The organism is Novosphingobium kalidii (genome assembly GCF_040534015.1).
Classification (GTDB): Bacteria; Pseudomonadota; Alphaproteobacteria; order Sphingomonadales; family Sphingomonadaceae; genus Novosphingobium; species Novosphingobium kalidii.
Map to the genome: position 1 here is coordinate 476,019 of NZ_JBEWLY010000008.1, position 18,659 is coordinate 494,677.

15 protein-coding genes are annotated in these 18,659 nt (G+C 62.2%); 13 read left to right on the forward strand and 2 right to left on the reverse strand.

Going from position 1 to position 18,659, the window contains the following annotated elements; all coding sequences use genetic code 11:
* Positions 1-121: 121 nt before the first annotated feature.
* The 3 genes from ABVV53_RS05435 (at position 122) to ABVV53_RS05445 (ending at position 3,539) form a co-directional block, all read left to right on the forward strand.
* The gene (locus ABVV53_RS05435; RefSeq protein ID WP_353983357.1) at positions 122-658 is read left to right on the forward strand and encodes a MarR family transcriptional regulator; all 537 of its coding nucleotides are present in this window, start codon (positions 122-124) and stop codon (positions 656-658) included.
* A gap of 145 nt (positions 659-803) precedes the next feature.
* On the forward strand, positions 804-2,483 hold the full coding sequence (gene ettA / locus ABVV53_RS05440; protein ID WP_353983358.1) for an energy-dependent translational throttle protein EttA: 1,680 nt from the start codon (positions 804-806) through the stop codon (positions 2,481-2,483).
* 198 nt (positions 2,484-2,681) lie between these two features.
* Positions 2,682-3,539 (forward strand): RcnB family protein, encoded by an 858-nt coding sequence (locus ABVV53_RS05445; protein WP_353983359.1) that lies wholly within the window; start codon positions 2,682-2,684, stop codon positions 3,537-3,539.
* A 109-nt stretch (positions 3,540-3,648) separates the two neighbouring features.
* Here the strand turns inward: ABVV53_RS05445 and ABVV53_RS05450 are convergent, their stop codons facing one another.
* Positions 3,649-4,239, reverse strand: coding sequence for a J domain-containing protein (locus tag ABVV53_RS05450; RefSeq protein ID WP_353983360.1), 591 nt, complete (start codon positions 4,237-4,239; stop codon positions 3,649-3,651).
* A 39-nt stretch (positions 4,240-4,278) separates the two neighbouring features.
* Between ABVV53_RS05450 and ABVV53_RS05455 the strand changes: the two genes are divergently transcribed.
* The 10 genes from ABVV53_RS05455 (at position 4,279) to ABVV53_RS05500 (ending at position 15,146) form a co-directional block, all read left to right on the forward strand.
* Entirely contained in the window at positions 4,279-4,554 is a 276-nt protein-coding gene (locus tag ABVV53_RS05455) for a BolA family protein (protein ID WP_353983361.1), read from the forward strand.
* Positions 4,555-4,641: 87 nt separating this feature from the next.
* Entirely contained in the window at positions 4,642-5,298 is a 657-nt protein-coding gene (gene hisG / locus ABVV53_RS05460) for an ATP phosphoribosyltransferase (protein WP_353983447.1), read from the forward strand.
* Positions 5,298-6,590 (forward strand): histidinol dehydrogenase, encoded by a 1,293-nt coding sequence (gene hisD / locus ABVV53_RS05465; RefSeq protein ID WP_353983362.1) that lies wholly within the window; start codon positions 5,298-5,300, stop codon positions 6,588-6,590. The genes hisG and hisD overlap by 1 nt, the downstream gene beginning before the upstream one ends.
* Positions 6,587-7,030 (forward strand): transcription antitermination factor NusB, encoded by a 444-nt coding sequence (gene nusB, locus ABVV53_RS05470; protein ID WP_353983363.1) that lies wholly within the window; start codon positions 6,587-6,589, stop codon positions 7,028-7,030. Before hisD ends, nusB begins: the two co-directional genes overlap by 4 nt.
* A 55-nt stretch (positions 7,031-7,085) precedes the next feature.
* Positions 7,086-8,048, forward strand: a complete 963-nt coding sequence (gene thiL, locus ABVV53_RS05475) for a thiamine-phosphate kinase (protein ID WP_353983364.1) — start codon at positions 7,086-7,088, stop codon at positions 8,046-8,048.
* A 134-nt stretch (positions 8,049-8,182) separates the two neighbouring features.
* On the forward strand, positions 8,183-10,303 hold the full coding sequence (locus ABVV53_RS05480) for a sodium-translocating pyrophosphatase (RefSeq protein ID WP_353983365.1): 2,121 nt from the start codon (positions 8,183-8,185) through the stop codon (positions 10,301-10,303).
* Between the two features lie 237 nt (positions 10,304-10,540).
* Complete coding sequence (locus ABVV53_RS05485) at positions 10,541-11,590, forward strand: GNAT family N-acetyltransferase (RefSeq protein WP_419956751.1); 1,050 nt, start codon at positions 10,541-10,543, stop codon at positions 11,588-11,590.
* On the forward strand, positions 11,587-12,447 hold the full coding sequence (locus tag ABVV53_RS05490) for a cupin-like domain-containing protein (protein WP_353983367.1): 861 nt from the start codon (positions 11,587-11,589) through the stop codon (positions 12,445-12,447). The genes ABVV53_RS05485 and ABVV53_RS05490 overlap by 4 nt, the downstream gene beginning before the upstream one ends.
* A gap of 1,402 nt (positions 12,448-13,849) precedes the next feature.
* A complete protein-coding gene (locus ABVV53_RS05495; RefSeq protein WP_353983368.1) occupies positions 13,850-14,383 on the forward strand; it encodes a Panacea domain-containing protein in 534 nt (177 codons plus the stop codon).
* Between the two features lie 52 nt (positions 14,384-14,435).
* Entirely contained in the window at positions 14,436-15,146 is a 711-nt protein-coding gene (locus ABVV53_RS05500) for a hypothetical protein (RefSeq protein WP_353983369.1), read from the forward strand.
* Positions 15,147-15,589: 443 nt separating this feature from the next.
* On the opposite strand, the gene uvrA is transcribed toward ABVV53_RS05500, so the two are convergent.
* Entirely contained in the window at positions 15,590-18,502 is a 2,913-nt protein-coding gene (uvrA, locus tag ABVV53_RS05505) for an excinuclease ABC subunit UvrA (protein ID WP_353983448.1), read from the reverse strand.
* Positions 18,503-18,659: the final 157 nt, after the last annotated feature.

The following is an 18,659-nucleotide window of genomic DNA, read 5'->3' on the forward strand; positions in this document are numbered from 1 at the left end:
CCTCTTAAACGGCGCCGGCGACGGGAGCCTCAGACGAGGCGTGATAAACTATGAAACCAGATGCAAGCCGCAGCCAAGCTGCGGTCGGGGCCGTGTGTCGATGGTCGTAGCTGAACAAGTCATGCGTAACCGTGCAAAGGCCATGCGCTTGATCGGCATCGCCAACGATCTGCTCGCCATGGCTCGCGAGCTAGAAATGGTGACTCACGCAGAGGGCAACGGCGTCTCTCGCCCTGCCGACAAGGCGTTTGAACCGCAGTCAACGCATCAGGATCATCCCATCTGGGTTGAACTGGCTCGCCAGACCTATGACGATCGGCGCAGAAGGAATAAAATCTTCCGTTCGGACGAGCTTTTCGGTGAACCGGCTTGGGACATTCTGCTCGACCTGTTCATTGCCGCGAAGGAACGACGCCGCGTCTCTGTCACTAGCGCCTGCATCGGGTCTGCAGTCCCTTCAACGACGGCCCTACGTTGGATTTCCATTCTTGAACGTGAGGGGCTGCTTACGCGTGAGGCGGATCCGGGCGACGCTCGACGCGTTTACGTGCGCCTCAGCCCTCGCGGCTATGAGGCTATGCTGGAGTACTTTTCAGCATCAAGCCGGTCCGTCGTACTTCTGGAAGACAGCATGCCAGATGTGGCGCGGCGCCGATAGCCCCGCGACAGCCGACCTAAGCCGCCGTGCAGGAGGCATCAGGTGTCCCGCAGAGATCCCAAACCCGCCAGTCTTGCGGTCAACGCCGTGCGCTTGTAGAGCACGCGCCACTTCCCTCACCCGCAAAATTCCCAGAGGATCTCTGATGGCCGCCCAGTACGCCTATGTCATGAAAGGCATGACCAAGACTTTCCCCGGCGCGCAAAAGCCGGTGCTTTCCGACATCAGCCTGCAGTTCTACCAAGGCGCCAAGATCGGCATCGTTGGTCCGAACGGCGCCGGCAAGTCGACGCTGATCAAGATCATGGCCGGCATCGACACCGACTACACGGGCGAAGCCTGGGCCGGCGAGAACATCACGGTCGGCTACCTTGAGCAGGAGCCGGAGCTTGATCCCAGCAAGACTGTCCTGGAGAACGTGAAGGACGGCGCGCGCGAGATTGCAGATCTGGTGGACCGGTTCAACGAGATCTCGAACATCATGGCCGATCCACCAGAGGACGCCGATTTCGATGCTCTCATGGAGGAAATGGGAACGCTCCAGGAGAAGATCGACGCGGTTGACGGCTGGTCGCTCGACAGCCAACTTGAACTAGCCATGGAAGCGCTGCGCTGCCCTCCCGGCGACTGGCCGGTAAACAGCTTGTCAGGCGGTGAGAAGCGGCGCGTCGCGCTGACTCGCCTGTTGATTCAGAAGCCTTCCATCCTGCTGCTCGACGAGCCGACCAACCACCTCGACGCCGAGTCCGTCGAGTGGCTGGAGCACCATCTCAAGGAATACGCCGGCGCGGTGCTGATGATCACCCACGATCGCTATTTTCTCGACAATGTCGTTAGCTGGATTCTTGAACTCGATCGCGGAAAGTACTTCCCCTACGAGGGCAATTACTCGACTTATCTTGAGAAGAAGGCCAAGCGCCTAGCTCAAGAGGAGCGCGAAGAATCCGGCCGCTCCAAGGCGCTTAAGGAAGAGCTGGAGTGGATCCGGCAGACGCCCGCCGCTCGCCAGACCAAGTCGAAGGCGCGTATCCGCAAGTTCGAACAACTTCAGGAAGCGCAGAGCAACCGCAAGCCCGGCAAGGCGCAAATCGTCATCCAAGTTCCCGAACGGCTCGGCGGCAAGGTGATCGAAGCCAAGGGCTTGACGAAGGCCTACGGTGACAAGCTGCTGTTCGAAAACTTGTCGTTCATGCTTCCGCCGGGCGGTATCGTCGGGGTTATCGGCCCGAACGGCGCCGGCAAGTCCACGCTGTTTAAGCTTATCACGGGCAAGGAGCAGTCGGACGAGGGCACGATCGAGATCGGCAGCACGGTTCACCTCGGCTTCGTCGACCAGAGCCGCGATCATCTGGACGCATCGAAGAACGTTTGGGAGGAAATCTCGGACGGCCTCGACTACATGAAGGTCAACGGCCACGATATGTCGACCCGTGCCTATGTGGGGGCCTTCAACTTCAAGGGTCAGGATCAGCAGAAGAACGTTGGCAAGTTGTCTGGTGGTGAGCGCAATCGCGTCCACATGGCAAAGATGCTGAAGGAGGGCGGCAATGTGCTTCTGCTCGACGAACCCACCAACGACCTTGACGTCGAAACGCTTGGCGCGCTGGAAGATGCGATCGAGAATTTTGCCGGTTGCGCAGTGGTGATCAGCCACGACCGCTTCTTCCTCGATCGCCTTGCTACCCACATTCTGGCTTTCGAAGGCAACAGTCACGTCGAGTGGTTTGAGGGGAACTTCGCTGCCTACGAGGAGGATAAGCGCCGCCGCCTGGGAGACGCTGCAGATCGTCCGACAGCGCTCGCCTACAAGAAGTTGACCCGCTAAAACTATGCCCCTACCGTTCAGGTTTCCTATGACGAACCTGAACGGTAGGCATGGTGCTGGTTCAGTCAGCCGACAGCGGATGTTGGTTAAACCCGTTCTATGGACAGGCCGCGATCGCCGTGCGACCCGTCCCTTCGGAGAATGGGACAGATGGCAAAAGTTAACAAAGCTGGTCGAGGGGTCGGAAGAGCCGCCGGCGTGAGCGCGCTAGTACTCGCCGCGATGGCGATGACAGCCCCAACGCTCGCAACAGCGCAAGAGCGCAGTGAACGAGTGGGTGCTCGCAGCGACGGCCGCCTAACTCCGCAAGACCTGCAAGATCGCGAGCGTAGAATGGAGAGGCGCGCGCAGCGGCAATCGCCGTCCGCAACGGCAACTGCCGGAGCACAAGCAAGTCGTTCTTCCGAAACACGCGGCAATTGGCGCGCAGGCAACGTCGAGTCCTCCAGTAGCAGAGATCGCAACGACCGGGGAAGAACCTGGGACCAGCAACGGCAGTGGCAGGGATCCCGCGACTGGCGCGACTCCCAAGGTGTCACGGAACAGCGTGAGCGCAGCATCGACCGAAATGACAATCGCTGGTCCGACCGGAATGAGCGTCAAAGCGACAGGTCTGCTGAAAGATGGCGCGATCGGCGCGGCGATTGGAACGGCAGTCGGGCAGACCGGCAGATTAAATCCCGCACGGTCATCCAAGGCAGGGATCGGCAGGACTATAACTGGCGCAGCGGATCTCGCGATAGCCGCAACTGGGACAGAGGCTGGCGCAACAACAGTCGGTATGACTGGACTAGGTACCGGGCGCGGAACCAGAACGTCTATCGCGCCGGCCGCTACTATGCCCCCTACTCCAGCTACAGTTATCGCCGGATCGCCGTGGGCTTCACTCTTGGCACGTTCTTTTACGGTCAGCGCTACTGGATTTCCGATCCATGGCAGTACAGGCTTCCGGCCGTTTACGGCCCCTACCGTTGGGTGCGCTACTACGATGACGTCGTGCTGGTGGACGTATACAACGGTCGAGTCGTTGATGTGATCTATGACTTCTTCTGGTAATAGAATTCGGGCATAAACTTGAGATGGAGCCCCCGCGTCACCCCTTCGCGGGGGTTCGGCTTTTCAGCTCAGCGTCAGACCCAGTCCGATCCAAAAAAAGTATAAGCAGTCACGCGAATGCTGTCGCTTTCCGCAACAGTTGATATGCTTCAACCACCTGGCGGAGCCGCCCCTCGCGGGATCGATCCCCCCCGTTATGATCTGGGTGAAACTGACGCACGAGTGCAGTATAACGGCGACGAAGCGCCATGCGATCAGCGTCTGCGTCAAGCCCCAACGTCGCCATTGCGCGCTGCTCCGAAGGCGAGAAAACGGAGCTCGCGCCGCGCACATGGTGACGCCGTTCGCGAACGTGCGACCTGGCCCGTGCGCTGATCGCCTCTAGCGGATCGGAGAAGTCGGCCCAGCGCGGCGCCTCATCGACCCCGGCGTCCGGGCGGAAGGTACGGCTCGATGTAGCCCACCCATGCAGCGGCGACTGCGCTTCGAAGATCTCCTCCGAGCTCATCCCTTCGAAGTAATCGTACCCGGCGTTGAACTGCCGCACATGATCGAGGCAAAACCACCGGAAATCTCCAGGCCCATCGAAGCTTGATGAGCGCGGTCCGGGCGCGCGGAATTCACCAGCCTCTTCGCAACCCACCCAACCGCAGGCGCGGCCCGTCGCCTCAAATCTTCCGTGAAATCTATGCTTGCTCACCGGCTTTCAGATGGGTGACACTTCGCCTAAATGGAAGGCATGAACGGACCAATTGCTCAAGAACTGCGACAGCGTCTCACCGACGCATTCGCCCCCACTCAGCTCCAGATCATCAACGATACCGCGCAGCACCGCGGACACGCCGGCGATGACGGCAGCGGCGAATCGCATTTCACCGTAGAGATCGAGAGCGCTGCCTTTGCCGGCGTATCGCGGTTGCAGCGTCAGCGAATGGTGAATGCAGCTTTGGGCGATCTTCCGGGACAGCGAATTCACGCCCTCGCCATCCGTGCTCGCGCCCCGGACGAAGATTAACAAGCCCTATCCGCCAAAGCTGCTGAACCACGAGCAGTCGCCGCTCTCATGTTGCCCTTTCTGGGGCAGCCGCCTAAGGCCCCGATGATGCTAACCCCGCTGATCTTTGCCGTGCCAAAGGGCCGCATCCTTGACGAAGCGCTGCCGCTGATGGCGCGCGCCGGTGTGGTTCCCGAAGCCGAATTTCACGACAAGAAGTCGAGAGCGCTCTCGTTCGCCTGCGAGAAGGCAGACATGCGCCTCATCAGAGTCCGCGCTTTTGATGTTGCGACCTTCGTGGCGCACGGAGCAGCGCAGGCAGGGATCGTCGGATCGGACGTTGTGGAGGAGTTCGCCTATTCCGACCTCTATGCTCCAGTAGACCTGGATATCGGACACTGTCGTTTGTCGGTCGCCGAGCCGGAGGGACACGTCAGCGGTGCGAACCGCTCGCATCTCAGGATCGCAAGCAAGTACCCAAACCTCACGCGCCGTCACTACGAAAAAATGGGCATCCAGGCCGAAGTGGTGAAGCTCAACGGGGCGATGGAACTCGCACCCAGCCTAGGGCTGTCGAGCCGGATCGTAGATCTGGTTTCCACCGGGCGTACACTGCGCGAGAACGGTCTCATTGAGACGAGCACGATTCTGGAGATCTCGGCTCGGCTCATCGTGAACCGCGCCGCACTCAAGACGGATGAGCGTGTCGGCGCCTTGGTCGAACGTTTCCGGGCGCTCGTCGCCGAGAAGAAGGCAGCGGCCTGATGCAGCGGCTCTCCACTCAAGACGCCGGCTTTGAACAAGCGTTTCAGCGTCTGGTCCGGGAGCGCCGGGAAAGCGATGAGAACGTCGCTCGCGACGTCTCACTTATTCTTGCCGATGTGCGCAACCGCGGCGACGAAGCGGTGGCGGAACTGACGTGCCGGTTTGACGGGCACGACCTCACCGACGATGCTTCCTGGCGGATCGAACTGTCCGCCTGCCGTCACGCTTTTGATGCACTCGAGCCCGGACTACGCGCAGCGCTCGAACTGGCAGCACAGCGTATCCGCGCATATCACGAAGCGCAGAAGCCCGAAGACCGCGATTTTACAGATGAGATAGGTGTTCGCCTCGGTGCCAAATGGAGCCCTGTCGACGCTGCTGGGCTTTACGTACCTGGCGGTCGTGCAGCCTACCCATCCTCGCTGCTCATGAATGCCATTCCCGCGAAGGTCGCCGGCGTCGAGCGGCTAGTCGTCGTCACCCCAACTCCGAAAGGCATCATCAATCCGCTAGTACTCGGTGCAGCTTACCTCGCAGGAGTGGACGAGATCTGGCGTATCGGCGGAGCACAAGCGATTGGTGCACTCGCGTACGGCACTCAACACATCCAGGCAGTCGACGTGATCACCGGGCCGGGTAACGCCTGGGTAGCCGAAGCAAAGCGGCAGCTGTACGGGGTTGTGGGCATCGACATGGTTGCTGGCCCTAGCGAGATCCTTGTGATCGCGGATGGCAAAAACGAGCCGGAATGGATAGCCGCCGACCTCTTGAGCCAGGCGGAGCATGACCCGTCCTCGCAATCCATCCTAATTACTGACGACCCGGTATTTGCGGATACCGTAGCTGAACGGGTAGGCGTTGAAATATCCATGCTGCAGACGGCGCGTGTTGCCGAGCAAAGCTGGAAGAAGCATGGCGTCATCATAGAGGTGGCAAGCCTGGATGAGGCTCCTCGCCTCGCCAATGCGCTGGCGGCCGAGCACGTGGAGATTGCCACCGATGAGCCGGAAGCTCTGTTCGCACGCATCCGTCATGCCGGCAGTGTTTTCCTGGGGCGCCACACCCCAGAGGCTGTCGGTGATTACGTCGCCGGCCCCAATCACGTCCTTCCAACCGGCCGCCGTGCACGCTTCGCCTCCGGGCTCTCGGTGCTCGATTTCATGAAACGCACCAGCTTCATTCAACTCGACGAGCGCGCGCTGGCCGCCGTTGGACCGGCGGCCATCGCTCTGGCAGAGGCCGAAGGGCTTCCCGCGCATGCGCGCTCGATCGAAACAAGGCTAGGAATATGAAAGCCAAGTCGAAGGCGCGCGCAGCTGCCCGCCTCGCTGCCGTACAGGCATTGTATCAGCACGAGATGGAGAGCACGCCGCAGGCACAGCTCCTTGATGAGTTCCATCGTCATCGTCTCGGCGCCGAGATCGACGAGGACCAGTACGCGGAGGCCGAAGTCGCGTTCTTCGATGACGTCGTTAAGGGCGTACTCGCCCGGCGCGAGGAGATCGACGGGCTGCTCACCACCAAGCTTGCGACGGGTTGGTCTATCGCGCGCCTGGATCGCACGATGCTGCAGATTTTGCGTGCCGGAGCTTGGGAGCTTCTCGCGAGGCCCGACGTGCCGACCGGAACTGCTATCAGCGAGTATCTCGACGTGGCTCACGCCTTTTTCGATACCCGCGAGACTAAGTTCGTGAACGGTGTGCTCGATGCCGTGGCGAAGCAAGTGCGCTAAACCCCAAGGCGGTTTCGATCTCGACACGGCCTGCCCTAAGCGCCACTGCTGGGCGGTGAGCACTGAAGCCGCCTTTATCACCGCTCTGCGTGCGCTGGCGACGTCGTCAGCGGCACGACAACTGGCTGATGATGCAGCAGTTCTCGAAATCGGCGGAACGCGCCTGGTGCTGACGATGGATTCGATCGTCGAGGGCGTACACTTCCTTTCGGCAGACCCACCAGAGACCGTCGCCTGGAAACTGGTTGCTACCAACGTCTCGGATTTGGCCGCAAAAGGCGCGGTGCCGAGAGGCTGTCTGCTTAGCTATGCGCTATCAACTGCCGACGAATGGAATGCTGCGTTCCTCCGCGGGCTGCGGCTGGCATGTGAGACCTACAGTATCCCGCTCCTTGGCGGAGACACAGTGCGTCAACCGAACGGATCGGCCCGCAGCTTTTCCCTTGTGGCGCTGGGCGAGCCTGCTGCCGGGGTCGAGGTCCCTTCACGAGGCGGCGCGTGCGTCGGTGATGAACTGTGGGTGACCGGGTCTCTCGGCGATGCAGGACTCGGCCTCGGCATTCTTCGAGGCGAGCATAAGGCGCAAAGCGCCGACCGCGACACACTCGTCAGCCGGTACCGGACGCCGATGCCGGACGTATCGCTGGGAGTTGCACTGGCTCCTTTGGTCCACGCGATGATGGACGTTTCGGATGGGGTCTTGATTGACGCAGGCCGGCTGGCCGCTGCAAGCGGGCTTGCTGCAGTCGTGGAACTGGATCGCCTTCCTCTTTCTGACGAGTACATGTCCAGTCTTGGGTGCACCCTGACGTCGTGCCTCTTTGCCGCCACCGCAGGTGACGACTATTGCCTCCTCTTCGCCGCACCGCCTCGGATCCGTGATGATTTGATCGCAGCCGCTAAGGAGCAAGCCCAAAAGCTGCATTGTATCGGGCGGATCACCGAGGGCGAAGGACTCGTTCTTTTGTTCGACGGTCAGATTATCCCACCTCCAGCGCGCCTCGGCTACGAGCACTAACAAGCGCGCTGTAGTGGAGCGGCTTGAACGATGCTGCTTGCCACCTCTCCAAGCAGTCTATAGCCCTTTGTCCAGAGCAGCGAAACGTTGCCGCAAGAACAGAATAGTTCAAACATGGGAAAAGGGGATGTTGCGTGAACCTCATCACGATCGCAATTATCCTGGGGTTTGTGGCCGTAGTCTACGGCCTCATCACCAGTAGACAGGTTCTTGGTTCTCCTGCCGGTTCGGAAAGAATGCAGGAAATCGCAGCCGCCATCCAGGAAGGTGCGCAGGCCTATCTTCGACGGCAGTACACTACAATTGCAATCGTCGGGGCCGTCGTCGCAATCATAATCGCGGCTACCCATGGCTTGGTGCAGGCGAGTGGATTTGTGATTGGGGCCGTACTCTCTGGGGTCACTGGCTTCATCGGGATGAACGTTTCGGTTCGGGCCAATGTACGAACCGCGGCGGCGGCCCAAAAAGGCCTCCAGCAGGGGCTGACTCTTGCCTTTCGGGCAGGTGCGATCACCGGCATGTTGGTCGCAGGCCTCGCTCTGCTGGCGATCTCCTGCTTCTTCTACTACCTGACGGTGATTGGCGGTTACGGAGTAGGAGGTACGGAACGCACTGTCGTGGATGGGCTGGTTGCCCTCGCTTTCGGAGCGTCGCTCATTTCGATCTTCGCACGATTGGGTGGCGGCATTTTCACAAAAGCGGCAGACGTTGGTGCTGACCTCGTAGGCAAAGTCGAAGTCGGCATCCCTGAGGACGACCCCCGTAACCCCGCCGTGATCGCGGACAATGTGGGAGACAACGTAGGCGACTGCGCTGGGATGGCTGCTGACCTATTCGAGACCTACGTGGTCACGGTAGGAGCGACCATGGTGCTCACGGCCCTACTAGTCACCGGCCTCGGCGACGATCTTCTACCACTAATGACTCTTCCGCTTCTGATCGGCGGCGCATGTATCATCACTTCGATCATCGGCACGTACTTCGTGCGGCTGGGCTCAAAGCAGTCGATCATGGGTGCCATGTACAAGGGATTTTTCGTCACCACAGCGCTCTCCGTCCCCGCGATCTACGGCTGCATCTGGCTCGTGCGGGAAGGTGACATGGGGGGCACGGTTGGCGGTACGCTCAACGCCAACCCTTTCACTGGGACGGACTTGTTCTGGTGCTCACTGGTGGGACTGGCAATTACAGGGCTGATCATCTGGATTACAGAATACTACACCGGGACGGGCTTTCGACCGGTCAAGTCGATCGCGAAAGCTTCTGTGACTGGCCACGGAACTAACGTCATCCAAGGGCTGGCAATCAGCCTTGAAGCTACGGCTTTGCCGACGCTGGTCATCGTGGCCGGTATTGTGGTCGCGTACCAATTGGCAGGTCTCATCGGAATCGCCTACGCCGCGACGGCAATGCTGGCTCTCGCGGGGATGGTAGTTGCTCTTGATGCCTATGGCCCCGTTACCGACAACGCAGGCGGAATTGCTGAAATGGCTGGGCTCGACGACGCTGTACGGGAGAAAACAGATGCTCTCGATGCGGTGGGCAACACCACCAAGGCGGTCACAAAAGGGTACGCTATCGGCTCTGCCGGACTTGCCGCTCTCGTGCTGTTCGCAGCCTACACTACGGACCTTCGCACCTTCTTTCCCGGCCTCACCGTCGATTTCAGCCTGGAGAACCCGTACGTGATTGTCGGGCTACTACTCGGCGCCCTGCTGCCCTACCTCTTCGGCGCGATGGGCATGACGGCAGTTGGCCGAGCCGCTGGCGACGTTGTCATCGACGTACGCGAGCAGTTCCTTGAGAACCCCGGTATAATGGCCGGGACTAGCCGCCCCAACTACGCCCGCACCGTGGACCTCGTCACCAAAGCGGCGATCAAGGAGATGATCTTACCCTCGCTGCTGCCGGTTCTCGCCCCCATCCTGGTCTACTTCGTGATCACGTTGGTAGCCGGCCAGGAGAACGGCTTTGCCGCGCTGGGAGCGCTGCTGCTCGGCGTAATTGTCAGCGGCCTGTTCGTGGCCCTGTCGATGACTTCGGGCGGCGGAGCATGGGACAACGCCAAGAAGTACATCGAAGACGGGCACCACGGCGGCAAAGGCTCCGAGGCGCACAAGGCGGCTGTCACCGGCGATACGGTGGGCGACCCCTACAAGGACACCGCAGGTCCAGCCGTGAATCCGATGATCAAGATCACCAACATCGTAGCACTGCTGCTTCTGGCTGCTCTTGCTGGTCCGCTCGCGGGCTGACTGGTTCGTGGCGTTCCTCGTCCCGTTCGGTTTCTACCGGACGAGGCACCTTCTTAACCATCGCCGTTAGGCAGCTCTTGACTCAGCCCTGCTAATCGCACCCGGCGCGACCATTCTGCGCGTGTGGCGGAGGTTAACGAGGCGGTGGCGGCCAAGCCGGAGATCGAGCTGCAACCGGCTATCCAGCCGCCCCCGCAACATGGCCCCGGCACGCTCGCTTGTGTGTCCTGGGAGAGCATGGAGGATGCTGCACAAGTCGCCGCTTGGGATGCGCTCGCTGAGTGGGCTGGCGAACCAAACCCGTTCTACGAGAGCTGGTACCTTCTCCCTTCGCTTCGGCAGCTTCCCTCCCAAATCAGCCTCCTCCGCTTTGAGTTCCGCGGAAAACTAGCCGGGTTGCTGCCTGTTGTGCGGCCAAACCGGTACTATCGCTACCCCTTCCCGAACCTGGCGAACTGGCTGCATCCTAACATGTTCAGCGGCGCGCCGCTGGTGACCCAGGGAGCCGAAGTGCCGTTCTGGCAAGCGCTCCTGCGATGGGCTGACGAAAACGCAGGCGCCGCTCTGTTCCTGCACTTGCGTGACCTACCGCTCGACGGCCCGCTGCACGCCGCGCTGAACCAGTTGCTCGCCAGCGAGCGGCGTTATGCCGAAGTGGTCCACCGCGAAGAGCGGGCGATGCTGGCGTCCGATCTCACGCCGGAAGCGTACTGGGACGCCTCGCTGTCGGGCAAGAAGCGCAAGGAGCTGCGGCGGCAAGCCAATCGGCTGGCCGACGAGGGCACCGTCGCCTTCACCCGCTCCACCGACGGCGAGGGGCTGGAGGCCTGGTGCCAGGACTTTCTCCGCCTCGAGGCTGCCGGGTGGAAAGGCCAGGCTGGCTCCGCCCTCGCCTCGTCCCCCGCCACCGCCGCGCTGTTCGCTGAAAGCCTGGCTGGCGCGGCGGAGCGAGGCCGCCTCGAACGCCTCACCCTCTCGCTAGACGACCGGCCCATTGCCATGCTCGCCAGCTTCCTGACCCCGCCCGGCGCGTTCTCGTTCAAGACCGCGTTCGACGAGGGGTTCGCCAAGTTCTCCCCCGGCGTCCTGCTGCAGCGCGAGAACCTGGCCATCCTCTCCCGCCCCGAGATCGCCTGGACTGACAGTTGCGCCGCTGCGGATCATCCGATGATCGACCACATCTGGCGCGAGCGGCGCGAGATCGGGCGGATCTCCATCGCCATTGGTGGCTCTGCCCGCCGTTTCGCGTTCCGTCAGCTCCTCCGTGCCGAGACTCGCCGCAAATGACTGTGTTTCCCTCCAACGCCCGCGAGACGTTCGCCGCCTCCTACCCCGAGGTGCCGCACGTCCTGCCCCACACCCTCGACCATCACCCGCTGCTGGAGCGCGAGGCGCTGGCCGCGCTGGCGGAGAGCCTGCCCGCCGCCTCGGTCGAGTACAACGCGGGCGACCAGCCCATCGGCATCGCCGGCAAGCCTGCCCCCACCGGCTTGCCCATCGGCGAGACCATCCGCCGGATCGAGAGCGCGAATTCCTGGGCCGTGCTGAAGAACGTGGAGCAGCACCCGCCTTACGCTGCCCTGCTGGAGGCGCTGCTGGCCGAGCTTCGCCCCGAGATCGAGCGCAAGACCGGGAGGATGCTCAAGACCCAGGCGTTCATCTTCATCAGCTCGCCCCGCAGCGTCACGCCCTACCACTTCGATCCCGAGCACAACATCCTGCTGCAGGTGCGCGGGTCCAAGGTGATGACCCAGTTCCCCGCCGGCGACCCGCTCTACGCGCCTGACACCGTGCACGAGACCTACCACACCGGAGGCGGACGCGAGCTTCAGTGGCGCGAGGAGCTGCTGGCTGATGGCACCGAGTTCGCGCTGGCCCCTGGCGAGGCGCTCTACGTGCCGGTCATGGCGCCGCATTTCGTGCGCAATGGGCCGGAGCCGTCCATCTCGCTCTCGATCACCTGGCGCTCGGCGTGGAGCTTTGCCGAGGCCGACGCGCGCGCGTTCAACGGGCTGCTGCGCCAATGGGGCATGGAGCCGGCGCGTCCGGGGCGCTGGCCCGCGTCCAACCGCGCCAAGGCGCTGGGCTGGCGGGTGGCGCGCAAGCTCGGCGCGGGGCGCGCGGCGGCCCGCACCGGGGCCTGATCGCCGCCGGAGTTGCCGCAATTGCCGGTGTCCAGGGGCAAGAGGCCGGCCCCCGCCCCAACCATCCCTCCACCCAGCTCCATCGACTTGTATTCGAGCACCACGTCCTCCTGGCCATAGCCCAGGTCGGCCCAGTGCGGCCGCGGATCGTCCGCGTCGCTGTCATCGTCGGCGAAGTCCTCGTCGTCGGCGTAGAAGGCCGCCATGTCGAACTCGACGTGGGGGAACACCTTGGTCGGTGGCCCCTTGCTCTCGCTGGCCACGGCGGCATCGACGACGGCGCAGGCGCGCGTGTGCCAGGCGTCCCACTCGGCAAGCGCGGCATCGAACCAGGGCGAGTGCAGCTCGGAGGGCGCATCGTCGCGCGTCGCGGTGCCGGCCCGCATCGCCGCGCGCCATTCCTCGTTCGCCGCGCGCTGGAGCTGGTGCGCCATGCGGTCGGCCCAGAGCTCGCGGGGCTGGGGGAGCAGCGGCGCCGGCTCGGACCAGCCCTCCCCCGGATCGGTCAGTTCCGCATCCGGCAGTTCGCCTGCGACTTGCGCGACCAGCTCGTCGAAGCGCTCGGCATAGTCGCCCGCGTCGGTTTCCTCGGCCGCCTTGTCGAGCCGCGCGAGGTGCGCGAGCAGCAGGCGCGAGTCATGGCGACAGCGCATGCCGACTTGCTCGCCCCGGAACCAGACGGGCTCCTCGATCCCGTCGATCGCCCGCGTGGCGAGCACTTGCGCCGCCGCCTCGCGCGCGAGCACCAGCGCCGCATCCCATGCGGCCTTGAACGCCCGATCCCGCCGCCGCGCCACATAAGCCGACTGGTGCGACAGCGCCACCCGCGCCGCCGAGGCCCGCACGTTCCCCTTCTCGGCCAGATGATGCAGAAACGCCGCCTTGCGCGCCGGAGTCCAGGAATTGTGGTTGGTTCTGGGTTCCAGCCCGTCCGCGGGAGGGGAGCCATTCAAGGTATCGTCGACAGGCCCCGCATACCCATGCGCCGCCGCCTCGCGAATGGGGCGCTCTGCTCCCCTGCCAGCGGCGGCGGTCGCCCTGCCCGTCGCGGCGAGGAACGCATCGTCCGGCAAGCCAATATTCCGATCGGCCGGTATCCACCCCCGCCCGAACGACGTGGGATAGCTCGGCCCGGAGCCATTCGCTTCTGAACTGTCCGACATAGCCCACCTCTTATCTGAGTGTGCGATAGAACGCCGACACACCGCTTAAACCGATATGGTTACATCAGCTGGACGTATGTAGGAAAGGGATTAGTTCCCTTTTTGTTCTTGTAAGACGACAAACCTGAGGATAGACGCGGTTGTGGACAAGCCGCATGTCTCTGTGGATAACCTCATGTCAATTCTACTTCGACATTGCGAAAGGTCTAACGGCTCAAAGGTCTAGAAAGAACACACCAATGTACGCGGTGGTACGAGAGTTGAGCGACGCGAAAAGTCCCACACCTTACGAGATAAAGGGATTAGCGAACCTGCTTCTGGATTGGTCGGATCAGGAAAAAATCCAGGTCACTCCAATGAAGCTGCAGAAGATGTTGTACTTCTGCCATGCAGACTATCTTTGCACTTTCAAACGGCCCCTGATCCGTCAGCAATTCGAAGCCTGGGATTTTGGTCCGGTTGAACCAAGCGTCTTTGCTGAATTTCGCGAAAGCAGTAAATCGCCTATTGTGGGGCGAGCGATGCAATTTAGTCCCACACTAGGTCGAAGGATTTTAGCAACTATTGATTTGAACCCCGACGACTTAGAAATACTGCGGCCTTTCTTCGATTTCTATAAGCACTCAAGTGCGACTAAACTGTCGGACATGTCACACGACCGAACAGGTCCTTGGTTTGCGGCTCGACGCCTTTTCGATGAGGGGCGTAATGCGGATCGCCGGATTTCAGATCAGTTAATTTCTAGTTTCCACAGCAAAGCAAAGCTAAGCTGATTGACACCCCGTTCTCTTTATGTACTTTTGCTTCCTCGTAAAGGAAGCCTGTATGAGCCGTTCAAGCGCACCCCTCGCTTTGTCAGTTGTCAGTGTTACCGATCCCGGTGATGTGGAGGCAACCGCCTTCAAAATCATGGAGTTCGACAAAGGTGGCTTTGGCATACGGCACGATTACACATGGGACGTGTTGCCCGCGTGCTTGCAAGGCGTGCTTGATCCACTCGCGGTCCAGAGGTCATTGTTCGCCCGACCGAAGCGAATCTCAAATTGCGTAACGGCGCTTTGCTATCTTGGAAAACAAAGGCCGGTCGGTGCTAAGTCTTTTGCTGATTTTCCTGAAGCTCGCCTGAAAACAATTAGTATGATCCAATGGGGGCCTGATGTACTCGTCAGAGCCAAGGCAAGTTGCTGGTACGTAGACGACAACGGCCAAGCCGTAATTCCGCTTCTACAGCCGAGGAAGGCTGTTCTTAGCCGTGAAAAATTGGCGGTTTACCTCGCGCTTGGACGTCAGGCTCATTGTAAAGGAGACTGGGCGAGCGCCCGTACAGAACTAATCGACTTATCAGGTGACGATCGCGACGGCGTGCATGCAGTTGTCACTGCAGAGGCTGACCTGCCGAAGGTGTCAGACGATCTACTCGGCGACTACGTTCGGACCTACATAGAAGCCAAGAAGATTGCCGATCTTGTGAAAGCGCCACGGGAAAAGAAGCCAAAAGATCGTGGCATGGGTGATATGTTTGCTCCGGAAAGCTGACCTTATTGTCTAAAAATCGTCGTATTATCATCGCGAAAGTGGCGGGCGCGTCACCGTTTCTTGCCAGTCGCTTCAATGGCGGCAAGTAGCGCACGTTTCGAAGCTGTGCGACGTTCGCCCGAGTTCCGAGGGACTTCGATATCCCGGCCAAGTTCGACGCGTCGTCGCTCCAGACGCTCCAAATGCGCCTCAAGGGTGATGGGTTCACGTTCGCTCGGAAGGTTCTTTAAAGGCAAGCCAGCCTCGTAGCGCGATCAATCAAACTCATTGTATAGTTGTTCAGGCTAATGTCACCAACTTCGGGGAGCGCGAGGGCTGTGGCCCTCGTACCTTCCCTCTCTTCTCCGCGTCTCTGCGCCTACGCCTGAGACCTTCTTCTTCAACAGAATGGCGTGTCGTGGCGGTAACCGGTTCTGGATCATCTCCGCGACGATGTGGGCCGACTAGTCGACCTTGACGCTGGCCTTCTCCAACAACGGCTTCAAGTACCGCCCCGTAAAGCTCGCCGGGTTGGCCGCCACTTCCTCCGGCGTACCCGTCGCGACGATCTCGCCACCGCGGACGCCGCCTTCGGGGCCGAGGTCGATGATCCAGTCGGCCACCTTGATGACGTCGAGGTTGTGTTCGATCACCACCACCGAGTTGCCCTGGTCGACGAGGCGCTGGAGCACTTCGAGCAGCTTGCGCACGTCCTCGAAGTGGAGGCCGGTGGTCGGCTCGTCGAGGATGTAGAGCGTCTGCCCGGTGGAGCGTCGCGCCAGTTCCTTGGCGAGCTTCACGCGCTGCGCCTCGCCGCCTGACAGCGTGGTCGCCTGCTGGCCGACCTTGACGTAGCCCAGCCCCACTTCGTTGAGCATGTGCATGCGGTCGCGGATGGGGGGGACGGCCTTGAAGAACTCCTCGGCATCCTCGATCGTCATGTCGAGCACGTCGGCGATGGACATGCCCTTGAACTTCACCTCCAGCGTCTCGCGGTTGTAGCGCTTGCCGTGGCACTCCTCGCAGGTGACGTAGACGTCGGGCAGGAAGTGCATCTCGATCTTGATGAGGCCGTCGCCCTGGCATGCCTCGCAGCGGCCGCCCTTGACGTTGAAGCTGAAGCGCCCCGGCTTGTACCCGCGCGCGGCGCTTTCGGGCAGGCCGGCGAACCAGTCGCGGATCACGGTGAAGGCGCCGGTGTAGGTGGCCGGGTTGGAGCGCGGGGTGCGGCCGATCGGGGACTGGTCGATCTCGATCACCTTGTCGCAGTTCTCAAGCCCGGTGATCTTGTCGTGCGCGCCCGCGATCACCCGCGCGCCGTTGAGCTGGCGTGAGGCGCCGGCCTGCAAGGTGTCGATGGTGAGCGAGGACTTGCCCGAGCCCGAAACCCCCGTCACGCAGCAGAAGGTGCCGAGCGGGAACTTGGCGGTGACGCCCTTGAGGTTGTTGGCGCGCGCGTTCTCTACGGTCACGAACTTCTTGTTGCCCTTGCGGCGCTGCTTGGGGACCGCGATCTCCCGCGTGCCGTTGAGGTAGGCGGCGGTGAGGCTGTTCTTGCTCTTGAGCACTTGCTTGAGCGTGCCTTCGGCCACCACCTCGCCGCCGTGGACGCCGGCGCCGGGGCCGAGATCCACGATGTAGTCGGCGGCGCGGATCGCATCCTCGTCATGCTCGACGACGATGACGGTGTTGCCGAGGTCGCGCAGGCGTTTCAGCGTGGCGAGCAGCATGTCGTTGTCGCGCTGGTGGAGCCCGATCGAGGGCTCGTCGAGCACGTAGAGCACGCCGGACAGCCCCGAGCCGATCTGGCTGGCGAGGCGGATGCGCTGGCTCTCGCCGCCGCTGAGGGTGCCGCTGGTGCGGTCGAGGTTGAGGTAGTCGAGCCCGACGTTGTTGAGGAAGCCCAGCCGCTCGTTGATCTCCTTGAGGATGGCCTTGGCGATCTGGCTCTGCTGCGGGGTGAGCTTGGCATCGAGTTCGCCGAACCAGGCGTGGGCGTCCGCCACCGAGAGGCGGGCGGCGGTGGCGATGTCAGACTGCGCGATCTTGACCGAGAGCGCCTCGGGCTTGAGGCGCTTGCCGTGGCACACCTCGCACGGCTGCGCGGTCTGGAACTTGCCCAGCTCCTCGCGCATCCAGGCGCTGTCGGTCTGGAGCATGCGGCGGTTGAGGTTGCCGATCACCCCCTCAAACGCCTTGTTGACGGTGTAGCTCTTGCGCCCGTCCTTGAAGGTGAGCGGGACGGCCTTGCCCTTGGTGCCGAACAGGATGGCGTCGCGGTGCTCCTCGGGCAGCTCCTCCCACGGCGTCTCAAGCGCGAAGCCGAAATGCTCAGCCAGGCTGGAGAGGACCTGCATGTAGTAAGGGCTCGGCGGGTTGGACTTGGCCCAGGGCACGACGGCGCCCTTCTTGAGGCTCAGCCCTTCGTTGGGGACCACCAGCTGCGGATCGAACAGCAGCTTCTCGCCCAGCCCATCGCAGGCCGGGCACGCGCCTTGCGGGGCGTTGAAGGAGAACAGCCGCGGCTCGATCTCCTCGATGGTGAAGCCGCTGACCGGGCAGGCGAACTTCTCGGAAAAAACGATGCGGTTGGCAGGCAGGCCGGCGCCCTTGAGGTTGGTGCCTTCTCCTCCGTCCTCACGCCCCGGCACGACGCTATCGGCAAGATCGACATAGGCCAGCCCCTCGGCCAGCTTCAGCGCCTGCTCGAAGCTGTCGGCCAAACGCGTCTGGATGCCGTCCTTCACCGCGATGCGGTCGACCACGACTTCGATGTCGTGCTTGTACTTCTTGTCGAGCGCAGGCGCGTCCTCGATCGCGTAGAGCTCGCCGTCGATCCGCACGCGGGCGTAGCCGGCGCGCTGCCAGTCGGCGAGCTCCTTGCGGTACTCGCCCTTGCGGCCGCGCACGACCGGCGCGAGCAAGTAGGCGCGCGTGCCCTCGGGCAGCGCCATGACGCGGTCGACCATGTTGGACACCGTCTGCGCCTCGATCGGCAAGCCAGTGGCGGGCGAATAGGGAATGCCCACGCGCGCCCAGAGCAGGCGCATGTAGTCCCAGATCTCGGTCACCGTGGCGACCGTCGAGCGCGGGTTGCGGCTCGTCGTCTTCTGCTCGATCGAGATTGCGGGGCTCAGGCCGTCGATATGCTCCACGTCGGGCTTCTGCATCATCTCAAGGAACTGGCGCGCATAAGCGCTCAGGCTCTCGACATAGCGACGCTGCCCCTCGGCATATATCGTGTCGAACGCCAGGCTCGACTTGCCCGAGCCGGAAAGCCCGGTGATGACGATCAGCTTGTCGCGCGGGAGGGCGATGTCCACGCCCTTGAGGTTGTGCTCGCGCGCACCGCGCACGGTGATGTGGGTCAGGCTCATGGGTGGCGGTGTTCCGGAAATGTTCGTATCGGTCAAGGCGCGACCGCGTGCGCGGAGATGTGGGTGGAGCGCCCCGGATTTCAACGCGGGCTGTCACCATCCGTGTTCAGTTGTGCGAGCGCGCGGGTTCGCGAGGTCAGCGCACCGATGAAGCTTC